Raw genomic sequence first — 22,188 nt, 5'->3', positions numbered from 1 at the left:
GATCGATGCTCCGGCTTAAGCCTGGTTCACAACTCTTAAAAAATCATCGTTATGCCTGAATCGGGGTAAACTTAAGAGAGACCTCAGAGGGAGGGAATGAAAAATGAAACGTGTGTTATTGATAACGGCGTTGCTGCCGTTTGTCGTACTGGCGCAGCCCCTGAATACCACCAACAACCCGAATCAACCGGGCTATCAAATTCCCAGTCAGCAGCGGATGCAAACCCAGATGCTTAACCAGCAGCAACAGCAGAAAGGGATGTTAAATCAGCAGCTTCAGACGCAAACCCGCAGCCAGCAACAGCACCTGCAAATGCAGATGAACGACAACGCGCAGCGCGTCCGACAGGGCCAGCCGCGTGAGCAGGTCCTGCCAAATACCAACGGAGGGATGCTGAACAGCACAACACAGGAGAGCGGTCAGCAGCACATGCTGCCGTCGCGTCAGAACGGCGATATGCTGAAAAATCCTTAAGGCTCGAAATCGGCGCCGATGACGTCAATCGCATCGGTGCAGATGCAGTCCACGCCCCAGTGCAGGAGTTCCGACGCGCGCTGGGGTTTGTTCACGGTATACACCAGAATTCGCAGCCCCGCCGCTTTCAGCAATCGCACTCGTTCTTCATCCAGCAGTTTGTGATTCAGGTGGATCGACACGCAACCCAGCCGCGTCGTTAGCGCCTGCCAGTCGTCGCGCCACTCGTCGAGCAACAGTCCGCGCGGCAATTCCGGTGCGGCGGCCTGCGCCGCTTCCAGCGCGTCGATGTCAAAGGAGGAGAGTAGCGGCGCGGTCATGTCCTGCCACAGCTCGCGTGCCGCCAGCGCCACCACTTTTCCGGTCAGCGACCCGGTGCCGGTGGTGGGCTTAATTTCAATGTTCGCCATCATGCCCTGTTCGCGGCAGCGCTGAGCCACGTCCGTCAGAAGCGGCAACGGTTCGCCTTTGAACTCGCCGCTGAACCAGCTCCCGGCATCCACACGTTGCAGATCGTTCCACGTCAGCTCCCCCGCCACGCCCCAGCCGTTACTGGTGCGTTCGAGATGATCATCGTGCAGCAGGAAAATCTCGCCATCTTTCGACAGCTTAACGTCAAACTCGACCATTAAATGGCCGTAGTACGCGCCAACATCAATGGCGGCAAGCGTATTTTCCGGCGCCAGTTTGCCGCCGCCACGGTGAGCGACGATGTGTGGATAAGGCCAGTAGCTCATATGCGTAGTCCTGTTTCTCCATCAAACAGGTGCAGATGATTTTCCGCCAGATGCAGCCACAGTGTGCTGCCCGCCTGCGGGCGCTGCTGATGCGGCAGACGCACCACCAGCTTTTGTTCTCCCCAGCGTCCATGCACCAGGTTATCTGCACCCAGAATCTCGAGCGTATCCAGCACCATCGGGATACCGCCCTCAGCCTGCGAGCTTAACGCAATATGTTCCGGACGGATACCCAGCGTCATGTTGCGTCCGGCATATCCGCGGAATTGCCAGTTGATGGGCAGCGCCATGCCGCTTTCCAGCTCAAAATGGGTGCCCGCCTGGCTGATGCGCCCGTCGAGCAGGTTCATCGCCGGGCTACCGATAAAGCTCGCCACGAAACGCGAGGCTGGTTTTTCATACACTTCAACTGGCGTGCCGATTTGCTCGGCGATACCTTTGTTCATCACCATCACCCGCTGCGCCAGCGTCATCGCTTCCACCTGATCATGGGTGACGTACAGCGAGGTGGTATTCAGGCGGCGGTGCAATTGTTGCAGCTCAAGACGCATCTGTACGCGCAGTTTGGCGTCGAGATTGGAAAGTGGCTCATCGAACAGAAAGACCGCTGGATCGCGCACAATGGCGCGCCCCATCGCCACACGCTGACGCTGACCGCCGGAAAGCTCGCGCGGGCGGCGTTTCAGCAGGCCGTCCAGCTCCAGAATACGTGCCGCTTCCTGCACGCGCCCGGCGATGTGCGCCTTGCCCATGCCGCGAATTTTCAGGCCCCAGGCCATGTTCTCTTCCACGCTCATATGCGGATAGAGCGCGTAGTTCTGAAACACCATCGCGATACCGCGATCTTTCGGCTCCATTTCGGTAACGCGCTGGCGGTCAATCCAGATATCGCCGCTGGTGACGCGCTCAAGCCCGGCCACCATGCGTAACAGCGTCGATTTTCCGCAGCCGGACGGGCCAACCATCACGATGAACTCACCGTCGGACACATCAACGGTTAACGGCTGGATCACCTGCGTTTTGCCACCATCCCAGCTTTTGCTTACTGCCTGTAATTTCAATCCGGCCATCTTATTTCTCACTGTCCACTAAACCACGCACGAACGCGCGCTGCATGGCTAAAACGATAATTACGGGGGGAATGAGCGTGAGCAGCATCGCGGCCATCACCTGATTCCAGAGCGTGGTGCCTTCGCCGTTGGAGATCATCCCTTTGATACCCGCCACGGCGGTGCCGAGATCCACGTTCTGGATAATCAGCAACGGCCACAAATACTGGTTCCAGCCGTAAATGAAGGTGATCACGAACAGCGCGGCGAGGTTGGTTTTCGACAGCGGCAGCACGATGTCGCGGAAAAAGCGCATCGCCGATGCGCCATCAATGCGCGCCGCTTCAATCAGTTCGTCCGGCAGCGTCATGAAAAACTGACGGAACAGGAAGGTGGCCGTGGCTGACGCCATCAGCGGCAGCGTCAGACCGGTGTAGCTGTCGAGCATATTCAGCCGGGCAATGACCTCGACTGTCGGGAAGATACGCACTTCCACCGGCAGCATCAGGGTGATGAAGATCATCCAGAAGAACAGGTTACGCAGCGGGAAACGGAACCAGACGATGGCAAACGCGGAGAGCATGGAAACGGCGATTTTGCCTACGGTAATGCCGAATGCCATGATGAAACTGTTGAGCATCATCAGCCAGAACGGTGCGCTGTTAACACCGACGCCCTCCCGCCAGATGGTCGCCATGTTCTCCAGCAGATGCGTTCCCGGCACCAGCGTCATTGGCGTGGCGTACACCGCGTTGTTGTCGAGCGTGGCCGCCACAAACGCGACGTACAGCGGAAACAGAATCACCGCAATACCGAGGATTAACATAGTGTGGCTGAATATCGTCAGCCCGGGGCGATGCTCAATCATTGGTAACGCACCTTGCTTTCAACGTAACGGAACTGCACCACCGTCAGGACAATCACCAGCATCATCAGCACCACCGACTGCGCGGCAGAGGCGGAAAGATCAAGCCCGGCAAACCCTTCACGGTAAATTTTGTAGATAAGCGTGGTCGTGGCCTGCACCGGTCCGCCGGCGGTAGCCGCATCGATCACCGGGAAGGTATCGAAGAAGGCGTAAACCAGATTCACCACCAGCAGGAAAAAACTGACAGGCGCAATCAGCGGCAGCGACAGTTTAAAGAAACGACGAATCGGCCCGGCACCGTCAATTGCGGCGGCCTCGACCAGCGAACGGGGAATCGACTGCAGCGCGGCAAAGAAGAACAGGAAGTTGTAGCTGATCTGCTTCCAGACCGAGGCGAACACCACGAGGAACATTGCCTGTCCGCTATTCTGCGCGTGGTTCCAGTCATAGCCAAACTCACTCAGTGCATGGGTGATTAACCCGCGACCAGGGTTAAAGAGGAAGATCCATAGCACCGCCGCCACGGCGGGCGCCACCGCATAGGGCAGTAGCATCAATGTTTGATACAACCGGCTACCGCGCACCACATAATCCACCAGTGCGGCAAAAAACAGCGAAACCAGCAAACCGCTGATGGTCACCAGCGCACTGAATTTAATGGTGGTCCAGAAGGAGTCGAGATAGTAGCTGTCATGAAACAGCGCGACGAAGTTATCCAGGCCGACGAACTGGCTGGAAAGCCCGAACGGATCGACACTTTGCAGGGAGTACCATAGCGCTTCGCCCGCAGGCCAGATAAAGAAAATAATAGTGATCGCCAGCTGTGGCGCGACAAGGAGATAGGGCAGCCAACGCGAGCGAAACACCGGACGGGATGAGGACATTAAAATTGGGTTCCTGAACAGCGCCGGATGGCGCTATGCTTATCCGGCCTACAGGTTCGCGTAGGCCGGGTAAGGCGACGCCGCCACCCGGCATTTCACATTACGATTTCGTTGACTGCTCAAAGCGACGCAGCAACTGATTGCCACGCTCAACGGCGGCGTCCAACGCCTGTTGAGGCGTTTTCTTACCGGTCCAGACGCTTTCCAGCTCTTCATCCACCACGGTGCGGATCTGCGGCATGTTGCCCAGACGCATGCCTTTGGTGAACGGCAACGGCGGCTTGTTCAGCATCTGACGGGTGGCAATATCCGAACCCGGATTTTTGTCGTAGTAGCCCTGCTCACGGGTCAGGTCATACGCGGCTTTGGTGATCGGCAGGTAGCCGGTTTTCTGGTGCCATTCCGCGGCGTTCTCTGGTTTTGCCAGGAACTCGAGGAATTTCGCCACGCCGGTATAAGTTGCTTTGTCTTTACCCTGCATGACCCACAGGCTGGCGCCGCCGATAATCGCGTTCTGCGGCGCGCCTTTCACATCAGCGTCGTACGGCATCATACCCACGCCATAATTGAATTTGGCGTAATGACGAATGTCTGCCAGTGAACCGGAAGAGGCGGTAGTAATGGCGCAGTCACCGTTGTAGAACTTCTCGGTAGACTCGTCTTTACGACCGAAGTAACTGAAATCGCCCTTCTTGTTCAGTTCTTCGAGCATGGCGATGTGTTTCACCTGCTCCGGCTTGTTAAATTCCAGCACCGCGTCGGTACCGTCAAAGCCGTTATTTTTGGTCGCGACCGGCAGACCGTGCCAGGCGCTGAAGTTTTCAATCTGGATCCAACCCTGCCAGCCGCTGGCGTAACCGCATTTCGCGCCAGATGCTTTCAGTTTCGCCGTATAGGCGGCCAGATCCTGCCAGGTTTTCGGCGGCTGCTCAGGATCTAAACCGGCTTTTTTGAAGGCGTCTTTGTTGTAGTACAGCACTGGCGTGGAGCTGTTGAACGGCTGAGACAGCAGGTGACCCGTTTTCGAATCAGAGTAATAACCGGAAACAGTCGGGACGAACTGCGACTCATCAAATTTGATGTTGGCTTCGCTGAACACTTCATACACCGGTTTGATCGCTTTTGAAGCCATCATGGTGGCGGTGCCAACTTCATAAACCTGTAACAGGGCGGGGGCATTGCCGGTACGGAACGCGGCGATCCCCGCGCTCAGGCTTTGTTCATAGTTGCCTTTATAAACCGGCACAATTTTGTAATCCGGGTTTGCCTGGTTGAAACGTTGCGCCAGGGAATCCACTTCTTTTCCCAATTCCCCTTCCATGGAATGCCAGAACGGGATCGTGGTTTCTGCCAGCGCGTTGCCAGCAAATGCCAGACTGAGCGCCAGTCCTAAAGCTGTGTGTCGTAACGAAGTCATTCGGTTATCTCTCTTGTTTTGTGCCGGATGCGCGAAATCACGCGTTTGTGCTCGCGAGGTAACATGACATGTGCGAATGACAGAAAAATAATCTTTTAGTTACAGACAGATGACAGGGGCGAGGAAGAAAAATGATGAAATGGTGACGAAACGATGTAAGCCCGGCGCGATGCACGCTGCCGGGCAACAGGCGAATTAACCGCCGAGGTAAGCGCTGCGTACCGCTTCGTTTGCCAGCAACGCGTCGCCGGTATCGGAGAGCACCACGTGACCGTTTTCCAGCACGTAACCACGATCGGCGAGTTTCAGCGCCTGGTTAGCGTTCTGCTCGACGAGGAAGATGGTCATGCCCTGCTCGCGCAGTTGTTCGATGGTGTCGAAAATCTGCTGGATGATGATCGGCGCCAGGCCGAGCGATGGTTCGTCCAGCAGCAACAGACGCGGCTGGCTCATCAACGCGCGACCAATCGCCAGCATCTGCTGCTCGCCGCCAGACATGGTGCCCGCACGCTGGAGCCGGCGCTCATGCAGACGCGGGAACAATTCGTAGACCCACTGAATGCGCGTCTGATACTGCTCGCGATCAGCAAAAAAGCCGCCCATCGCCAGGTTCTCTTCCACCGTCATCCGAGAAAAAACGCGACGCCCTTCCGGCACAATCGCCACCGCTTCGCGCATGATTTTCGCGGTTTGCCAGTCGGTAATGTCTTTACCGTCGAACACAATCTTCCCGCTGGTCGCCCGCGGATCGCCGCACAGCGTGCCGAGCAACGTGGTTTTTCCCGCGCCGTTCGCGCCAATGAGCGTCACAATTTCGCCCTGATTAATATGCAAACTGACGTTATGCAGCGCCTGAATTTTACCGTAGTGGGCGCTGACACCGTCAAAAGACAACATGACTTTTTCCATCTTATGCCTCACCCAAATAGGCGCGGATCACATCCGGGTTATTACGAATTTCCTCCGGCGTACCTTTCGCCAGCGGCATTCCCTGATTCACGACGTAAATACGATCGGAAATCCCCATCACCAGTTTCATATCATGCTCAATCAGCAGAATGGTGGTGTTGTGATGGCTGCGCAGCTCGGCGATAAGCTCGTCCAGCTCTTTGGTCTCTTTCGGGTTAAGCCCCGCTGCCGGTTCGTCGAGCATCAGGATTTCCGGCAGCGTCACCATGCAGCGGGCAATCTCCAGACGTCGCTGGTCGCCATAAGCCAGGTTGCTCGCCTGACGGTTGGCATGCGCCAGCAGGCCGATACGCTCAAGCCAGGCGGCGGCGCGATCCAGCGATTCACTTTGCGCACGACGAAACGCCGGGGTTTTCAGCAGACCGGAGAACACCCCGGTTTTCAGCTGTTGATGTTGCGCCACCAGCAGGTTTTCAATCACTGTCATTTCACGGAACAGCCGCACGTGCTGGAAGGTGCGCACCACGCCCATCCGCGCAATCTGCTGACCCGACATACCTTCGAGGTGCTGCTCGCGAAGACGGATGGTGCCGCCGGTTGGTTTATAAAAACCAGTCAGGCAGTTGAACACGGTGGTTTTCCCCGCGCCGTTCGGCCCAATCAGCGAAACGATTTCGCGCGGATACAGCTCCAGCGACACATTGTTGACCGCCAGCAGACCGCCGAAGCGCATCATCAGGCCATCAACGGATAATAATGGACTCATGCCTGCTCTCCTTTCGCTTGCCCGTTTTTCAGTTTCATCTGCACACGGGTCATCGGCAGTAAGCCCTGCGGACGCCAGATCATCATCAGCACCATCAAACCACCCAGCATTAACATGCTGTACTCATTGAAATCACGCATCAGTTCGCGCGAGACCACCAGAAGGATAGCCGCCAGAATAACCGCAAACTGAGAACCCATCCCGCCAAGCACCACGATCGCCAGCACAAACGCCGATTCGGCGAAGGTGAAAGATTCCGGGCTGACGAAGCCCTGACGGGCGGCGAACAGCGTACCGGCAAAGCCGGCAAACGCGGCGCTGATGGTGAACGCCGTCAGCTTGATGCGCGTCGGGCTCAGGCCCAGCGAGCGACAGGCGATTTCATCTTCGCGCAGCGCTTCCCACGCGCGGCCCAGCGGCATGCGCAGCAGGCGGTTAATCACGAACAGGCTCAGCACCACCAGCAACAGCGCCACCAGATAGAGGAACACCACGCGGTCGGACGGATCATATTTCACGCCGAAGAAATTGCTGAAGGTATCCCAGCCGCCTTCACGGGCGGTACGGCTGAACTCCAGACCGAACAGGGTCGGTTTCGGGATCTGGCTGATGCCGTTCGGGCCGCCGGTAATTTCGGTGTTGTTGAGCAACAGAATACGGACGATCTCCCCGAAGCCGAGGGTCACGATAGCCAGATAGTCACCACGCAGGCGCAGTACCGGGAAGCCGAGCAGGAAGCCCGCCAGCGCCGACACCAGCCCGGCGATCGGCAGACAGGTCCAGAAGCCGAGGCCGTAATAGTGATTCAGCAGCGCGAAGGTGTACGCGCCAATGGCGTAGAAACCGCCGTAGCCCAGCACCAGCAGCCCGGACAGCCCCACCACCACATTCAGGCCGAGACCGAGAATGATGTAAATCATCGTCAGGGTGGCGATATCCACCGTGCCGCGAGAGACCACAAACGGCCAGGCGACAGCAATCACCAGCAGCGCGATCAGAAACAGCTTCTGTTTTATTGTCGAGCCATCCACCGCCGGCAGGATAAACTTCGGCCCGGAAACTCCTTTCAAAGCATGAGTGAACAACGGGCGCAACAACTGAAAGAAAAAGACCACCGCGGTGCCGATAAACACCCACTGCCAGCGGATATCCGACGCCGAGCCCACGATCAGTTTGGTGCCGTCCAGCCCCAGCTGTACGCCCATGAACACACCGGCCAGCACGAAAAACAGGACCGCCGAAAGCAGCGCCATCGCAAAATGCATCGGTTTCATACTTTTTCTACCTCCGGGCGACCCAGGATGCCGGTCGGCATCACCAGCAGCACCAGAATCAGCAGCGCAAACGACACCACATCTTTATATTCGGTACTCAGATACGCTGAAGAGAGCGCTTCCGCCACGCCGAGGATCAGCCCGCCGATCATCGCCCCCGGAATACTGCCGATCCCGCCCAGTACCGCGGCAGTAAAGGCTTTCATCCCGGCCATAAATCCGATGTACGGGTTGATAACGCCATAAAACTGACCGAGCAGCACGCCCGCCACCGCCGCCATCGCCGCGCCGATCACAAAGGTCAGCGCGATAACGCGGTCAGTGTTAATGCCGAGCAGGCTCGCCATTTTCAGATCTTCCGCGCAGGCACGGCAGGCGCGACCCATGCGCGAGTAGCGAATGAACACCGTCAGCGCCAGCATCGCGATAAAAGTCACTACCCAGATAACCAACTGCATTGTGGTGATGGAGGCAGAGAAATGTTCGCTACTTCCCACCACCCACTGACCATCAACCAGGTTCGGCAATGCGATATCACGCGAGCCTTCCGTCAGGCTGACATAGTTTTGCAGGAAGATGGACATCCCGATGGCGGAAATCAGCGCAATCAGACGCTTGGAGCTGCGCACAGGGCGGTAAGCCACCCGCTCAATGCTCCAGCCGTAGGCACTGGCGATGATAATCGCGCCGACAAAACCGGCGGCGATCAGCAGCCAGCTGGCATCGATCCCCAGCATCATTAGCGCGGCGATGATCATGAACGAGACATAGCTGCCGATCATGTACACCTCGCCATGGGCGAAGTTGATCATCCCGATAATGCCGTACACCATGGTGTAGCCGATGGCGATCAACGCATAGGTGCTTCCCAGCGTGACGCCGTTAAACATCTGCTGCAAAAAATAGAGGAACTGCTCGGACATAAAGTAACCTTTTCAACCCTACACAACGGGATAATCATTTGGCTGCGGTTGACGAACCGTCTGCATGCCACTGGAAAACTCCAAACTCAAATCCCTTCAGATCGCCTTTTTCATCCCAGTTCAGCGGCCCAATCACGGTATCTGCACCGTGCGCTTTCAGATCCTTAATCAAATCCTGCGGTTCTTTGCTGCCCGTACGATCCATGGCGGTTGCCAGTGACTGTACAGCAGCGTAAGTGATCCAGACATACGGGCCGCTCGGATCTTTTTTCTCTGCTTTCAGTGCATTGACGATAGCGCTGTTTGCCGGATCCTGGTCATAGCGTTTCGGCATGGTCACCAGCATACCTTCGGCAGCATCGCCCGCGATATTAGACAGCGACGCGTTACCCACCCCTTCCGGCCCCATAAACTGGGTTTTCAGGTTGATCGAACGCGCCTGGCGTAACATCTGCCCCATTTCCGGGTAATAGCCGCCGTAATAGACGAAATCGATATTCTCTTTCTTCAGGCGAGAGACGAGGGCGGAGAAATCTTTTTCTCCGGCGGTGATGCCGTCAAAAAAGACTACATTGGCGCCGCCCTGTTTCAGGCCGTCCTGCACCGAACGCGCCAGCCCTTCGCCGTACTGCTGTTTGTCATGGATGACGGCAATACGCTGCGGCTTCACCTTCTCGAGGATGTATTTCGCCGCTGTCGGCCCCTGGGAAGAGTCAAGTCCGGCGGTACGCATGATGTACTGGTAACCACGCTGGGTCAGCTCAGGGTTGGTCGCACCCGGCGAGATCATCAGAATGCCTTCGTCTTCGTAGATATCAGACGCTGGCTGGGTGGAGGAGGAGCAAAGATGGCCGATGACGTACTTAATGCCGTCGTTGACCACTTTGTTGGCGACAGCAACGGCCTGCTTCGGATCGCACGCGTCGTCATATTCAACGCCGACCAGTTTGTCGCCTTTGATACCGCCGTTGGCGTTGATGTTTTTGATGGCTTCACGTGCGCCGTTGAATTCCATATCGCCCCATTGAGCCACCGGGCCGGACATTGCACCAACAACCGCCACCTTAATTTCCGCTGCCATGGCAGCCTGTGACATCGCCAGTGCGATCATCCCCGCGATCACTGTCTTCGCGTTCCTTTTCATTATTCAAACCCCGTTCGTGATGTCTGTGAATTTCTTGTAATTATCCGGTTAAAAATCATGCTGTATTTTTATTGCACAATTCTATTTTTGCCAGTTTCTTTAATGGTTTAGAGTCATCTTTTACTGAAATTCAGATCAAAATCTCTATTTTTCAGTCGATTAAGGAAAGATAATATTCTGAAATAATCGAGAGATAAACAAAAAAAGTCCGCACTACAGCATAATATAACGGTACATAAAGCCGAACAATTCACTACCTTTCAGGCTAAAATGCTGCTTCTTTTTCGATCCCTAATGGATAAATCTGCATCGTTCATGAAGTAAAAATTAATCGGCTAATGAATGAATAAAAAACTGGCCCCCAGGAATGAGAAATTGAGTACACTTTCCTGACCGTTGTCACAGGAAAGCTTGAATGAAACTGACTATCCTCCGCCTCCATACCCTGAGCGAGCAGGACAAAATCGATCTGGGGAAAATCTGGCCGGAATATACAGAAGCCTCATTAGCGCTCGATGAATTACACCGTATTTACGCCGCCCGTTTTAACGACCGCCTGCTGGCTGCTGTGCGCGTGACCCTGAGCGGCACCGAAGGCGCGCTGGACTCCCTGCGCGTGCGTGACGTCACCCGTCGTCGTGGCGTAGGGCAATATCTGGTGGAAGAAGTGCTGCGCGACAATCCGGCCATTTCCAGTTGGTGGATGGCAGACGTCGGCGTTGAAGATCGCGGCGTGATGGCAGCATTTATGCAGGCGCTGGATTTCACCGCACAGAAAGGCGGCTGGGAGAAGCGATAAAAAAAGCCCGGCGTTAACCGGGCGTTGTTGCATCTGTAGCGGGAAAGGCGCCAGAAAAAATTATTTGGCGTCTGTTGCTGTGCCGTTCGCATGCCAGGTGAAGACGCCGAACTCAAAGCCTTTCAGGTCGCCTTTTTCATCCCAGGACAGCGGCCCCATTACGGTGTCAACACTGTTGGCTTTCAGCCATTTTGCGATTTCAGCCGGATCGTCAGACTGGTTCAGACCGGCAGACAACGACTGCAGCGCTGCATAGGTCGTCCAGACAAACGCGCCGCTCGGATCCTGTTTCTTCGCTTTAATCGCATCAACCACGGGTTTGTTCGCCGGAACCTGATCGTAGTTCTTCGGCTTGGTCACCAGCATGCCTTCCGCAGATTCACCGGCAATGTTAGACAGCGAAACGTTCGCCACGCCTTCCGGCCCCATAAACTGCGTTTTCAGACCCGCAGCGCGCGCCTGGCGCAGGATCTGCCCCATTTCCGGGTGGTAACCGCCGTAGTAAACGAAATCGATATTTTCTTTCTTCAGACGCGCCACCAGGGTGGAGAAATCTTTCTCGCCTGCGGTGATACCGTCAAAGAACACCACGTTAGCGCTGCCTTTCTTGAGACCGTCCTGTACCGCACGGGCCAGGCCTTCACCGTACTGTTGTTTGTCGTGAACGATAGCAATACGCTGCGGTTTTACCTTCTCAAGGATATATTTCGCTGCGGTCGGGCCCTGATCGGAGTCGAGACCGGTGGTGCGCAGCACCAGGTTATAACCGCGCGCGGTCAGCTCAGGCGCTGTCGCTGCCGGCGTGATCATCAGAATGCCTTCATCTTCATAGATATCAGACGCTGGCTGGGTGGAAGAAGAGCAAAGGTGACCGATAACATACTTAATGCCATCGTTAACCACTTTGTTCGCAACCGCTACTGCCTGTTTCGGGTCGCAGGCATCATCATATTTGGTAATAACGAGCTTGTTGCCTTTGATGCCGCCTTTAGCATTGATATCGGCCACTGCCTGCTCAGCACCGGTAAATTCCTGATCGCCATATTGCGCAACCGGACCAGACATCGCACCGACCACGGCGACTTTGATGTCTTCTGCCAGCGCCATCTGAATGAACGCCAACGCGATACATCCTGCCAGTAACGCTTTACCCTTCATTTTCATCCTGAGATTCCCCATTGTTTATGGTGATTGCATTTGTTGTGATGTTGTTTTTTAGCGCTTTATTTCGATTTTATGTCTACCGCCCGCGCTTTTGCAGCACACTCTGCTAAAACATACCCCATTTTTCAGTATTTGACAGGTGAAATTTGACGATTTTTTTACAGGGGCAGGGGTAAATGTAGACGCTAAAACAGCCTCTGAACGCTCAGACTTCCTGAATCAAACATTTCCCTTCGTGACACCGCTCACAGTCTCTGCCCTCTCCTCATGCCAGTATTCGCTTCCAGTTTATAACACATTGTTTTTATTCATGTTATCAATGAATCAGACTCCCGCACTGATGCCATGAATATCTCAGGGATGCCGGTATGTCATTACAGGGATTACGCTTCACGCTGGATATCGACGGGCAGAGGCCGGAGACCTTCGCCGTTGTCCGTTTCCGTCTCACCCAGGCGCTGTCCACTCCCTTTACACTCGAGGCGGAAGTGGCCGGCAACCGGTTCCGCCAGGCCGCGGATGCACTGCTCGAGAAAACCGCCGTCCTGACCGTCTGGCAGGGCATGACCGCGCTGCGCCGGGTCACCGGTGTGGTGGCCGCCTTCTGCACGGGGGCGGACAACGGCTGGCAGACGCAGTATATGCTGCGCATTCACCCGCCGCTGTGGCGCAGCAGCCTGCGGCAGAACTTCCGCATTTTCCAGCAGCAGGACATTGAGTCCATCACCGCCACCCTGCTGGCGGAAAACGGCATCACCGACTGGACCCCGTGGTGTTACGGCGAACACCCCGCCCGGGAATTCTGCGTGCAGTACGGGGAAAGCGACCTGGCCTTCCTGACCCGCCTGTGGTCTGAGGAGGGCATCTTCTTTTATGACCGTCCGTCAGCAGAGGGAGACGGCCTGACGCTGAGGCTGACTGATGACGAAGCCGGACTGTACCCGGCCGGGGAAATGGCGTTTAACCCGGACAGCAGCGCAGACACCACAAATCCCTGCATCAGTGAATTCCGCCATCAGGTGCAGGTTCGCCCCTCCTCTGTCGAAACACAGGACCACACCTTCAAATCACCGCTGTGGGATGCCCGCTTCGGCCGTGACGGTGAGCACCTGAACGGGCAGTACGCACAGTATGAAATCTTCGACTACCCGGGGCGCTTTAAGGATGAACAGCACGGCCGGGACTTTGCGCGTTATCAGACGGAAGGCTGGCGTAATGATGCGGAAATGGCCGCCTGCGTCAGTAACTCACCGGCCCTGTGGCCCGGTGCCCGCTTCACCCTGACCGGACATCCGTCAGACCCGTTTAACCGGGACTGGCAGGTGGTGAGTGGCGTGCTGAGCGGTGAACAGCCGCAGGCGCTGCACGGCAGCCGGGGTCAGGGCACCACCCTGAGTAACCGTCTGACGGTGATACCGGCAGACCGCACCTGGCGGCCACGACCGGCCGCGAAACCGAAAGTGGACGGTCCGCAGAGTGCCATGGTGACCGGCCCGGCCGGCGAGGAAATCTTCTGTGATGAGTACGGCCGGGTGCGGGTGCGTTTTCACTGGGACCGGTACGCACCGGGGAATGAGGACAGCTCATGCTGGATACGGGTGTCGCAGGCGTGGGCCGGGGCCGGATTCGGCAACCTCGCCCTCCCGCGGGTGGGACAGGAAGTGATTGTTGATTTCCTCCACGGCGACCCGGACCAGCCGGTGGTCACCGGGCGGGCCTGGAATGACATCAGTCTCCCGCAGGGCAGCCTGCCGGAGACGAAAACACAGATGAGCATCCGCTCGAAAACCTATAAGGGCAGCGGCTTTAATGAGCTGCGGTTTGAGGATGCGACCGGCAATGAACAGCTGTACCTGCACGCGCAGAAGAATATGGACACCGAGGTCCTGAACAACCGGACGACGGATGTGAAGGTGGACCACTCAGAAACCATCGGCAACAACCAGCAGATTACCGTGGGGCTGGGGCAGACGGTGACGGTGGGTAAGGAAAATGCCGGAGGTCACGACCAGACGGTGACCGTGGCGCATGACCAGCGCCTCACGGTACGGAATGACCGGACACTGACGGTCAGCAACGACCATCTCACCCGCACGGGCAATGACGAGTCGCTGTATGTGGCCCGCGACAGAAAGGTCACCGTGGAGGGCCGGCAGGAGCACAGCACCACGGGTGACCATCTCAGTCAGGTGAAGGGAAACCTCAGCCTGACGGTGAAGGGTGACCTGGCGCAGGAGGTGTCCGGCGCGCTGGGTATCAGTGCGCAGGGTGAGATTGTGCTGAGCAGCAGCAGCCGGATTACCCTGCAGTCGGGAAGTTCGTTCATCGTGATACATCCCGGCGGGGTGGATATCACCGGGCCGCTTATCAACCTGAACAGCGGAGGGAGTCCGGGGACGGCGGTTCAGCCGTTATCACTGACCGCGTTGACTGCACCGCAGGAGGAAGATAATTCCTCGAATTCGAATAAGCCGCAGGGTGACAGTGAAAACGATGGCGGTTCCGGAGACGGTAATGATTCAGGAGCAGAGAATGAGGATGCCAATGAGGACGAATCAGGAAAATACAACCTGCAATTTCATTTCACTGATGATGATGGAGTGCCGTATTCATCAGTGAACTATATAGCCTTGTTTGATAGTGGGAAACAGAAACGTGGATTAACTGATGAAAATGGAAATACAGAAATATTTTTTTCAACAACCAAAGAAGGCATAAAAGTAATGCTTTCTATAGAACAATGGTAATCGGATAATATTTTTACAGAGGAAACAATGGAAAATAGTAAAGATGAAAAAGCAACCATAGGGACAACCTCACTTGAACAAAATAATATTTTTCATCAAAAAATCACTGATCCATTCAAAAAAATGATAAGAGAAGCTCTCAAAGAGCAGCATAAGATATTATTAAAATATAAGCAGGAAATTGAAGCATGGGATGCTGATGCAAAGATAAAATTTATAAAGACTTTTGGTTTTGAAAATGAAAAAGCCAGACTATGGATATTAAATGGTATAAAAAAAGAACTTGCTTTGAACGAAACTATCCCACTTGATAATTTTATCAAACTCGATGAAAATGTTTATGCCTCGGTAAACTCTACTGATCTGGATCATAAAATAAACATAGGAAGAAAATTTTCAAAAGCACCTTTGACTGGGCAAGACTCTCAGGTTGTGACTTTATGTCATGAAATGTCACATTTTGACGATATCCTTGGCACTAAGGATTTAGGAGAAAAGAATCCAAAACAATACGCAAAAAAATTAGCAAAGTTAAAAGATGAAAGGACTATGCAAAACTCTTATAATTTTGAGTTGTATTTCATTTAATTAATTATGAAAATATCAATAAAATATATATTACTATTCCTTTTTGTATCTTTTTCTTCTTATGCATTTGCACAGACGAGCATATGTAAGGGAGAACCTCTATATGGTTATGGGAAAAAAATCTATAATAATACAGTACATGACATTGAAAAGATCTATCCATTAGAATCCGAATTAAAATATAATTCAAACTCATCATTGTATGATGATGAAAGTCAGAAAAGTGAGAACGCTTTCGTCCAGATTACTATTGATGGAAATATCTCTGACAATCATGTCATCGTTAATATTTCATTGCCAAACCATACAGATAACCTTCTGATTGTACCTAAGAAAAATTTATCTTTCCAGGGACGGATTGCTAATCCAGTTTTCTCGATCCTATCTGAATGCATTCGACTGGACTATCTTGGACCGTATGTAAATTTCGGAATGGAGTATGTTTATCCGGATGACTTTATTATTATTGAACCCGGCAAAACATTTAATGATAGTATTTATCTGGATGAGTATTATCATTTCCTGCCTGGAGAGCATCAATATGAAATTCACATGGTGAATATTCCTGTTTCATTTAACCCTGACAACGCCACAGAAGAAAATGACATCAGTATCAATTCAAATCGTATCGTCCTGAAGATCGATGGTAATAAGATAGCCAGAAATATAAAAACTGGTTATTAATAAAAAAGCCGCTCCGAAGAGCGGCTGGCGGTTTATCGGGTCAGCGAGCGGTAAATAATATCAAGCGCTTTGCGGAACTGCTCATCAGGGATAGTGAGCGGATAGAGGAAGCGGATGACGTTGCCGTACACGCCGCAACTCAGCAGCAGCAACCCCTCTTTCATCGCTTTTTCCTGGAACTGACGGGTATATTCCGGGGAAGGCTGGCCGGTCTGCGGATCGTTAAATTCCACCGCCACCATCGACCCCTGCGCGCGGATATCAGTGATCCACGCACACTCCGGTCTGGCTTTACTCAGGACTTCTGTCAGATGCTGACCGAGCTGGCTGGCGCGCTGGCACAGGTTCTCTTCTTCAATCACATCCAGCACGGCATGAGCTGCCGCGACCGCCAGCGGGTTACCCGCGTAGGTGCCACCCAGCCCGCCTGGCGCCGGCGCGTCCATCACTTCTGCACGACCGACCACGCCGGAGAGCGGCATCCCGCCCGCCAGGCTTTTCGCCATCGTCATCAGATCCGGCTTCACATCGTAATGCTGCATGGCAAACAGTTTGCCGGTACGGGCAAAACCGGTCTGCACTTCGTCGGCGATCAACAGAATACCGTGGGTGTCGCACAGCGTGCGCAGCCCCTGGATGAAATCGGCAGGCGCCACATTGAAACCGCCTTCGCCCTGCACTGGCTCAAGAATGATCGCCGCGACCTGATCGGGCGCGATATCCGCTTTAAAAATACGATCCAGGCTCTTCAGCGCATCAGCGGTAGTCACGCCGTGCGCGGCGTTGGGATAAACGCCGTGATACACCGAGCCAGGAAACGGACCAAAACCGATTTTGTACGGCGCCACTTTGCCGGTCAGCGCCATGGTCATAAAAGTACGGCCGTGGAAACCGCCGCCAAAGGTGATCAGGCCCGGGCGTCTGGTGTAAGCACGGGCAATTTTCACCGCGTTCTCAACCGCTTCGGCACCGGTGGTGAAAAACGCCGTTTTTGCCGGACCCGCAATCGGCGCCAGCGCGTTAATACGTTCGGCCAGCGCGACATAGCTTTCGTAGGGAACGATCTGGTAAGCGGTGTGAGTAAAGGCCTGAAGCTGTTTTTCAATTGCCGCGACCACTTTCGGGTGGCGATGGCCAGTGTTCAGCACGGCAATCCCGGCGGCGAAATCAATAACCTCATTCCCTTCGGTATCCCACAGTGTGGCGTTCTCAGCCTGCTGCGCATAGTAATCGCACATCACACCCACGCCGCGCGGCGTTGCCTGTAAACGACGCTGATTCAGTTCGCTATTTTTCATGCTGCTGTTCCCCATCATGGATTCGGTCAGTGTTAACAACTTTGAAACAATGTCACGGTTTTTACCCCTTAAGCGGTCCTATAATCGAGTACCAGTTTCGAATAATTGAGGGATCCAATTGCGTTCTTTAGTGTGCGATCTCCTGCAACTGCGGATGGATGAGCAGCGCGAAGGTAAGCTGCATAAAAAGCTGTATAACGCGATCCGCCTGTCGATTCTTGATGGCAGTCTGCCGCCGCAGAGCCGTTTACCGCCGTCGCGCGATCTCGCCGCGCAGCTTACGCTTTCACGAAACACGGTCCTCACCGTCTACGAACAGCTGGGCGCCGAAGGCTATCTTGTTTCCTGGTCCGGCAGCGGCACCTTTGTGGCGCAGACGGTGCCAGACAGCCTGCTGTTTGCCTCTCAGCCCTGTGCTGAGGGCAACCGAAAAACACGGAGCGTGACATTCTCGCAACGCGGTCAGCGCCTTCTTGAGCATAGCAGTGCCAGCCCGCGTCAGTGGGGCGCATTTCTGCCCGGCATTCCCGACGTCAGCGAGTTCCCGCATACGCTGTTGCGTAAAATTCATCATCGCCTCAGCCGTAAACCGCTGCCAATGCAGTTTTCTTATAGTCCATCCGGCGGCAGCCCGGCGCTACAACAGGCGCTAATGGAATATCTGCGCGTGGCGCGCTCGGTACGCTGTACGCCGGATCAAATCCTCATCACCGAAGGCATTCATCAGGCTATCGATCTGGTATCGCGTATGTTGTGTAACCCAGGCGATCACGCCTGGATTGAAGAGCCTGCCTACTGGGGCATCCGCAATGTGCTACAGATGAATGGCGTAGAGCTGCAGGCAATTACGGTCGATAAAAGCGGTATGAACCCACCCGAGGACGTTGAAACGCCGCCCCGGCTGATATTCGTCACTCCCTCGCACCAGTATCCGCTCGGCTGCGTCATGAGCCTGGAGCGCCGCCAGCGTTTGCTCACGCTCGCCCACCAGACCGGTAGCTGGATTGTTGAAGATGATTACGACAGCGAGTTTCGCTTTTCCGGCCAGCCCATCCCGGCGTTGCAGGGGTTAGTGGAGGACGCGCCGGTCATTTACACCGGGACGTTCAGTAAAACGATGTGGCCCGGTCTGCGCCTGGGGTATGTCGTGTTGCCGCAGGTACTGGCGCAAACACTGAAAACCGCCCATGCAGAACTGTATCGTGGCGGGAGATTGCTGGATCAGGCCACGCTGGCGGAGTTTATCGCCGAAGGGCATTACACCGCCCACATCCGCCGTATGCGCCTGCTCTACGCCCGCCGCCGCCAGCGGCTGGCAGGATTGATTGTGGCGTATCTGGGGAAAGAGGCGCTCAGCGACTTCAACGACAACGCCGGTTTGCACCTGGTGCTGAAGCTCGACGACGGTTGCGACGACGTGGCGATTGCCCGCACGGCGAATGAAAAGGGCGTACTGGTGCGTCCGCTCTCACGCTACTACCTGAAAAAAACGGCGAGGCGCGGTTTGCTGATGGGGTTTGCGGCGATGAAAGAAGAAGAGATGGAAGGCGCGTTTAAAGTATTGCTGAGCTGTATAAAATAATAAAGCCGGGTGGCGGCTACGCCTTTACCCGGCCTCGATTTGGGCGATACGGTTACGCTTCGATCGCAGCGCGCAGTTTTTTCATCGCGTTCTTTTCAAGCTGTCGCACGCGCTCGGCGGAAACACCGTAGCGATCGGCCAGCTCCTGCAGCGTGGACTTGTTGTCTTCGTCCAGCCAGCGGGCGCGGATGATATCCTGGCTACGCGCGTCGAGACCTTCCATCGCGTGGGTCAGTTTGTTGGCAGCCTGATCTTCCCAGTTATCTTCTTCAATGCCGTCTGCAAAGTTAGAAGATTTATCCTGTAGATAGAGTACCGGTGCCATCGGCTGGCTGTCGGACTCGTCGTCCGACGACATGTCAAAGGTCATGTCCTGTGCCGCCATACGCGATTCCATTTCACGCACGTCTTTGCTGGAAACGCCCAGCTCGCGAGCAACCATTTCCACTTCGTCCTGGTTAAACCAGCCCAGACGCTGCTTGGTTTTGCGCAGGTTAAAGAACAGCTTACGCTGTGCTTTGGTGGTGGCGACCTTCACGATACGCCAGTTACGCAGCACGTATTCGTGAATTTCTGCTTTGATCCAGTGAACCGCGAAGGAGACCAGACGCACACCCACTTCCGGGTTGAAGCGACGCACAGCCTTCATCAGACCGATGTTGCCTTCCTGGATCAGGTCAGCCTGCGGCAGGCCGTAGCCCGCATAATTACGAGCAACGTGAACAACAAAGCGCAGGTGAGACAGGATCAGCGTTTTAGCTGCTTCCAGATCGCCCTGGTAATGCAGCCTTTCAGCCAGTGCCCGTTCTTCATCAGCCGACAACATCGGCCATGCGTTCGCAGCCCGGATATAAGATTCCAGGTTACCAACAGGGGCTAAAGCTAAATTTTGCATTTCTTTGGTCATTCAAATCCTCTCAATTCGTATCTTCTGAGCCGTGCCGTCCCTCTTAGAGGCAACAAGCATGCCAGAACTGATGAGCAACGAGATTAGCATTCACTCTTTTATCAGACAGTGATTTTATCCACAAGTTCAATGCAACCTTGTGGGTAAATTACGCACAAAATGTGACACAGAAATGATAATGCGGGGGAAGAGAGAAACAGGGACTCTTCCCTGCAGAGCGATTTTCGATGCAGGGAAAGAGTATATCAGAATTTTTTTATTCCGGCGTAAAGTGGCGTAAATGTTGTACGGTGGCCAGCCAAGCCGCCACCCAGCCAATCATCGCACTGACCAGCAGCAACAGCAGGCATTCATCGAATGACAGGCCGCTCAGCTCGAACTGGGTGCCAAACACTTTGGCCACTTCGGTTACCGCCGACGACAGCCGCATCACCAGAATTTCAGACAAAATGAGGGACAAAAACGCGCCGGAGAAACCCAACAGCGCACCGCCGTAGAGGAACGGCCGCAGGATAAACCCATCTGTTGCGCCAATCAGCTTCTGTACGTTGATGGTGTCTCGACGGGCGAAGATACTCAGACGCACGCTGTTACCGATGACGAGGAAGACCGCCGCCACCATCAACACGCCGATCATCGCCGACACGCGCCCCACCAGACCGGTTAACGATGCCAGACGCGCGAACCAGCTGTCATCCATTCGCACTTCGTCCACGCCGTGAACGCGCGACACGCGATCGCGCAGCGTGTTCAGTGACTCAGTCCCCTGAAAATCCAGTTTCGGGATCACCACCGCAACAGCAGGCAGCGGGTTTTCTTCCAGCATATCCAGCGCGCCACCAAAGCCTGACCAGTTGCGGAACTCGCCCAGCGCTTCTTCTCGCGACAGATAGTTCACCTTCTCCACGCCCTGCTCGGCCTGGAGCTGCGCCACCACCTGCGCGGCGGCGTCGTCATCCAGTGTTTTTTCCAGATACACGGTGATCTGCGGTGACGGATAATACTGCGCCGCCGCGCTGTTGACGTTTTTGTAGACCATGTAGCAGACGCTCGGCAACGTCAGGGAGATGGCGATAACCATCACCGTCAGGAACGTCGCCAGCGGCGTGCTTTTTAGATCCTGTAACGCGCCCTGCCAGGCATAGCGCACTTGTTCATTAAAGACGTTGGTTTTACGGGAGTTGGGTTTCGTCGACGCCCTGGTGCGCTTTGGCGCATTGCGGTTGCTATCGCCCTGCCCGCTGCCAGACGAGCGAACGCGGTCAAAACGATTGCTGAACCGCCGGATATGATTCATTGCCTCGCGTTTATTCACCCTGGCCTCCATGCAAATGCCCGTCGCTCAGCGTCAGCATGCGATAGGAACGACTGGAGATCAGCCCCAGATCATGCGTCGCCATCAGCACAGTAACCCCCACGCGGTTGAACTCTTCAAACAGGCGCAAAATGCCTTCCGACAATACCTCATCCAGGTTACCGGTAGGTTCATCCGCCAGCAGGACGGCCGGTTTATTCACCACCGCACGGGCAATGCCCACGCGCTGTTGCTCACCGCCGGAAAGCTGAATCGGGAGACTTTTCGCTTTATCAAGCAGTCCGACTTTGTCCAGCGCCGCCGACACGCGACGACGGATGTCATCACCGCTGGCGCCAGCGATGATCAGCGGGATCGCCACGTTGTCGTAGACGGTTCTGTCCATCAGCAAATGGTGATCCTGGAATATCATGCCGATCTGACGACGCAGAAACGGCACTTCGCGGTTTTTCAGCCGCGTGATGTCGTGGCCGCTAAACAAGATTTTTCCGGCGCTCGGACGCTCAATCCCGCAGATCAGCTTGAGCAGTGTACTTTTCCCCGCGCCGGAATGGCCGGTCAGGAACGCCATCTCGCCCGGTTGCAGGTGGAATGTGACCCCCTGCAACGCTTGTCTCCCACCGAGATAGGCCTTGCTGACATGTTCAAAGCGAATCAT

Annotated in this window: 21 protein-coding genes; 6 read left to right on the top strand and 15 right to left on the bottom strand. The window is 55.0% G+C overall.

Translation table 11 applies throughout. From position 1 onward, the window contains the following. The first annotated feature begins 103 nt into the window (after positions 1-103). Positions 104-475, top strand: a complete 372-nt coding sequence (locus QMG90_RS01135; protein ID WP_283282376.1) for a DUF2756 family protein — start codon at positions 104-106, stop codon at positions 473-475. Here QMG90_RS01135 and ugpQ read toward each other — a convergent pair. The 10 genes from ugpQ to livK form a co-directional block, all read right to left on the bottom strand. Continuing rightward, positions 472-1,212, bottom strand: coding sequence for a glycerophosphodiester phosphodiesterase (gene ugpQ, locus QMG90_RS01130; RefSeq protein WP_283282374.1), 741 nt, complete (start codon positions 1,210-1,212; stop codon positions 472-474). The two genes, QMG90_RS01135 and ugpQ, sit on opposite strands and share 4 nt — an antisense overlap. Beyond that, the gene (locus QMG90_RS01125; RefSeq protein ID WP_283282373.1) at positions 1,209-2,282 is read right to left on the bottom strand and encodes a sn-glycerol-3-phosphate import ATP-binding protein UgpC; all 1,074 of its coding nucleotides are present in this window, start codon (positions 2,280-2,282) and stop codon (positions 1,209-1,211) included. Before QMG90_RS01125 ends, ugpQ begins: the two co-directional genes overlap by 4 nt. A gap of 1 nt (position 2,283) precedes the next feature. Further along, a complete protein-coding gene (gene ugpE, locus QMG90_RS01120; protein ID WP_283282371.1) occupies positions 2,284-3,129 on the bottom strand; it encodes a sn-glycerol-3-phosphate ABC transporter permease UgpE in 846 nt (281 codons plus the stop codon). Further along, positions 3,126-4,013 (bottom strand): sn-glycerol-3-phosphate ABC transporter permease UgpA, encoded by an 888-nt coding sequence (ugpA, locus tag QMG90_RS01115; protein ID WP_283282369.1) that lies wholly within the window; start codon positions 4,011-4,013, stop codon positions 3,126-3,128. The genes ugpE and ugpA overlap by 4 nt, the downstream gene beginning before the upstream one ends. A 100-nt stretch (positions 4,014-4,113) precedes the next feature. Continuing rightward, positions 4,114-5,430, bottom strand: a complete 1,317-nt coding sequence (ugpB, locus tag QMG90_RS01110) for a sn-glycerol-3-phosphate ABC transporter substrate-binding protein UgpB (RefSeq protein WP_283282367.1) — start codon at positions 5,428-5,430, stop codon at positions 4,114-4,116. A gap of 195 nt (positions 5,431-5,625) precedes the next feature. Continuing rightward, positions 5,626-6,339, bottom strand: a complete 714-nt coding sequence (livF, locus tag QMG90_RS01105) for a high-affinity branched-chain amino acid ABC transporter ATP-binding protein LivF (RefSeq protein ID WP_283282365.1) — start codon at positions 6,337-6,339, stop codon at positions 5,626-5,628. A 1-nt stretch (position 6,340) separates the two neighbouring features. Beyond that, positions 6,341-7,105 carry a high-affinity branched-chain amino acid ABC transporter ATP-binding protein LivG gene (gene livG / locus QMG90_RS01100; protein ID WP_054177916.1) on the bottom strand — a complete coding sequence of 255 codons (765 nt, stop codon included), beginning with the start codon at positions 7,103-7,105 and terminating at the stop codon, positions 6,341-6,343. Next, positions 7,102-8,379 carry a high-affinity branched-chain amino acid ABC transporter permease LivM gene (locus QMG90_RS01095; RefSeq protein WP_283282362.1) on the bottom strand — a complete coding sequence of 426 codons (1,278 nt, stop codon included), beginning with the start codon at positions 8,377-8,379 and terminating at the stop codon, positions 7,102-7,104. Before QMG90_RS01095 ends, livG begins: the two co-directional genes overlap by 4 nt. Further along, positions 8,376-9,302 (bottom strand): high-affinity branched-chain amino acid ABC transporter permease LivH, encoded by a 927-nt coding sequence (gene livH, locus QMG90_RS01090; protein ID WP_049855823.1) that lies wholly within the window; start codon positions 9,300-9,302, stop codon positions 8,376-8,378. The genes QMG90_RS01095 and livH overlap by 4 nt, the downstream gene beginning before the upstream one ends. A 34-nt stretch (positions 9,303-9,336) precedes the next feature. Beyond that, the gene (gene livK / locus QMG90_RS01085) at positions 9,337-10,446 is read right to left on the bottom strand and encodes a high-affinity branched-chain amino acid ABC transporter substrate-binding protein LivK (RefSeq protein ID WP_283282360.1); all 1,110 of its coding nucleotides are present in this window, start codon (positions 10,444-10,446) and stop codon (positions 9,337-9,339) included. A gap of 415 nt (positions 10,447-10,861) precedes the next feature. On the opposite strand from livK, the gene panM reads away from it, so the two are divergent. Further along, positions 10,862-11,245: an aspartate 1-decarboxylase autocleavage activator PanM gene (gene panM, locus QMG90_RS01080; protein ID WP_283282358.1), complete on the top strand. Its 384-nt coding sequence runs from the start codon at positions 10,862-10,864 to the stop codon at positions 11,243-11,245. A 60-nt stretch (positions 11,246-11,305) separates the two neighbouring features. Here panM and livJ read toward each other — a convergent pair whose 3' ends face one another. Then, positions 11,306-12,409 (bottom strand): branched chain amino acid ABC transporter substrate-binding protein LivJ, encoded by a 1,104-nt coding sequence (livJ, locus tag QMG90_RS01075; protein WP_283282356.1) that lies wholly within the window; start codon positions 12,407-12,409, stop codon positions 11,306-11,308. Between the two features lie 368 nt (positions 12,410-12,777). Between livJ and QMG90_RS01070 the strand changes: the two genes are divergently transcribed. The 3 genes from QMG90_RS01070 to QMG90_RS01060 are packed head-to-tail and all read left to right on the top strand — an operon-like array spanning position 12,778 to position 16,428. Beyond that, positions 12,778-15,156, top strand: coding sequence for a type VI secretion system Vgr family protein (locus QMG90_RS01070; RefSeq protein WP_283282354.1), 2,379 nt, complete (start codon positions 12,778-12,780; stop codon positions 15,154-15,156). Between the two features lie 27 nt (positions 15,157-15,183). Continuing rightward, positions 15,184-15,744, top strand: a complete 561-nt coding sequence (locus QMG90_RS01065) for a M35 family metallo-endopeptidase (RefSeq protein WP_283282352.1) — start codon at positions 15,184-15,186, stop codon at positions 15,742-15,744. A gap of 6 nt (positions 15,745-15,750) precedes the next feature. Further along, a complete protein-coding gene (locus QMG90_RS01060) occupies positions 15,751-16,428 on the top strand; it encodes a hypothetical protein (protein WP_283282350.1) in 678 nt (225 codons plus the stop codon). 32 nt (positions 16,429-16,460) lie between these two features. Here the strand turns inward: QMG90_RS01060 and QMG90_RS01055 are convergent, their stop codons facing one another. After that, entirely contained in the window at positions 16,461-17,726 is a 1,266-nt protein-coding gene (locus QMG90_RS01055) for a 4-aminobutyrate--2-oxoglutarate transaminase (protein WP_283282347.1), read from the bottom strand. A gap of 118 nt (positions 17,727-17,844) precedes the next feature. Between QMG90_RS01055 and pdxR the strand changes: the two genes are divergently transcribed. Next, the gene (gene pdxR / locus QMG90_RS01050; protein WP_283282345.1) at positions 17,845-19,308 is read left to right on the top strand and encodes a MocR-like pyridoxine biosynthesis transcription factor PdxR; all 1,464 of its coding nucleotides are present in this window, start codon (positions 17,845-17,847) and stop codon (positions 19,306-19,308) included. A gap of 52 nt (positions 19,309-19,360) precedes the next feature. Here pdxR and rpoH read toward each other — a convergent pair whose 3' ends face one another. From rpoH to ftsE, 3 genes are all read right to left on the bottom strand, one after another. Further along, positions 19,361-20,215 carry an RNA polymerase sigma factor RpoH gene (gene rpoH / locus QMG90_RS01045; protein ID WP_283282343.1) on the bottom strand — a complete coding sequence of 285 codons (855 nt, stop codon included), beginning with the start codon at positions 20,213-20,215 and terminating at the stop codon, positions 19,361-19,363. A gap of 256 nt (positions 20,216-20,471) precedes the next feature. Next, positions 20,472-21,530: a permease-like cell division protein FtsX gene (gene ftsX, locus QMG90_RS01040; RefSeq protein ID WP_283282340.1), complete on the bottom strand. Its 1,059-nt coding sequence runs from the start codon at positions 21,528-21,530 to the stop codon at positions 20,472-20,474. Continuing rightward, entirely contained in the window at positions 21,523-22,188 is a 666-nt protein-coding gene (ftsE, locus tag QMG90_RS01035; protein WP_049849937.1) for a cell division ATP-binding protein FtsE, read from the bottom strand. The genes ftsX and ftsE overlap by 8 nt, the downstream gene beginning before the upstream one ends.

Source organism: Trabulsiella odontotermitis, from assembly GCF_030053895.1.
GTDB lineage: Bacteria > Pseudomonadota > Gammaproteobacteria > Enterobacterales > Enterobacteriaceae > Trabulsiella > Trabulsiella odontotermitis_C.
The sequence above is the reverse complement of the archived record's forward strand: the minus strand, read 5'-3'. Positions and strand labels throughout refer to the sequence as shown.